At 68.6% G+C, this 1,178-nt stretch carries 2 protein-coding genes; both read right to left on the reverse strand.

The window, feature by feature from the left end; translation table 11 throughout:
• The coding region (locus tag CJZ98_RS17790) for a sigma-70 family RNA polymerase sigma factor (RefSeq protein WP_198537974.1) at window positions 1–616 on the reverse strand (616 nt) is incomplete at its 3' end.
• Complete coding sequence (locus CJZ98_RS17795; RefSeq protein ID WP_094592431.1) at window positions 580–867, reverse strand: sigma-70 factor domain-containing protein; 288 nt, start codon at window positions 865–867, stop codon at window positions 580–582. The genes CJZ98_RS17795 and CJZ98_RS17790, both read right to left, overlap by 37 nt.
• Window positions 868–1,178 lie beyond the last annotated feature (311 nt).

Below are 1,178 nucleotides of genomic sequence, written 5' to 3' on the forward strand. Positions count from 1 at the left end.
CCCTGCAGGGGCTTGGCAGGGGGTGGAGCATGGGTGTGAGGTGCCTGCGCAGGCGCCGCAGGCTGCGCCGCTCGGCGTTCTGCACCTGGTTTTTGTTCAGTCCGAGGACCTGGGCGGTCTCGGCGAGGGTGTGGCCCTCGCTGCTGCCGAAGCGCAGCTGCAGCAGCTGTTGGTCGATGGGCTCGAGGTCTCGCAGCTGCTGGTGCAGCCAGGCGTAGTCGTCGCTGGCTTCCGGGGTATGGGGATCGGGGATGCCATCGAGGAGGGTGGCGCCGTTTTCCAGCCCATCGAGGCTGCGATCGAGGGAGGCGGTGCTGCAGAGCTCCAGGGTGCGCAGGGCGGTGGCGACGCGTGTCTCGTCCTGCCCCAGCCGTTCGGCCACGCCGCCGAGGCTCAGGCGCTCCGGCGAGGTGGCCTGGAGGCGCTGGGCGCGGAAGGCCAGCTGGATCATCTGGGTGGGCAGGCGGATGGCGCGCCCCAGCTCACTGATGCAGCGCCGGGCCGACTGGTCGATCCACCAGAAGGCGAAGGTGGAGAGCCGGTAGCCGCGGCTGGGGTCGTAGCGCTCCACGGCGCGGATCAGGCCGAGGTTGCCGGCCTGGATGAGGTCGAGCACGTCGAGCTGGAGGCTGCTGATGCGGTCTGGTAGCGGCGGCAGACCATCACCACCAGGCGCAGGTTGGCGGAGACCATGCGGTTGCGGGCGCGGGTGCCGCGGCGGCGCAGGGCCTGCGGCGGCTCGGGGTGCTGGAGCCATTCCTGGACGATGGCGCCGAGGTGCAGTTCCTCCGCGGCCGTGAGCAGGGGGATGGTGCCGGCCCGGTTGAGGTAGTCGAGCAGGGCTTCACCGCGGTGGGGTCGCGTCATGGCAGGGCGGGAGAGTTGAAGGGGATCGATCGGTGTTGGTTGGGTGAAGCTGACCCATCAGGGGATCCGCCCTCGTCAGTACGGGGATGGCACCTCGTTAGTGGGCTGGATGTACGGATTGGCAGGGGAAATTGGGGGGAATTCAGGGGGGTATTCGCCCCTAAGCTGATCGCCTTTTCACGCTACGAGGAGCGGCCGGGGCGAACAGCGTTTCCAGCCAATCGCGCACTTCCGATGCACCATTGCGCCTGGCTGCTATACAAATTGCCATGGCAGGGCAGAAGCCTGTCAGGCCCGTCAGCGGGGCTGCA

The sequence above is a fragment of the Vulcanococcus limneticus LL genome (assembly GCF_002252705.1).
GTDB lineage: Bacteria > Cyanobacteriota > Cyanobacteriia > PCC-6307 > Cyanobiaceae > Vulcanococcus > Vulcanococcus limneticus.

What these genes read in the sequence shown, in the direction of transcription:
- CJZ98_RS17795 (WP_094592431.1), bottom strand. Translation starts at nt 867, where the DNA reads ATGACGCGACCCCACCGCGGTGAAGCCCTGCTCGACTACCTCAACCGG.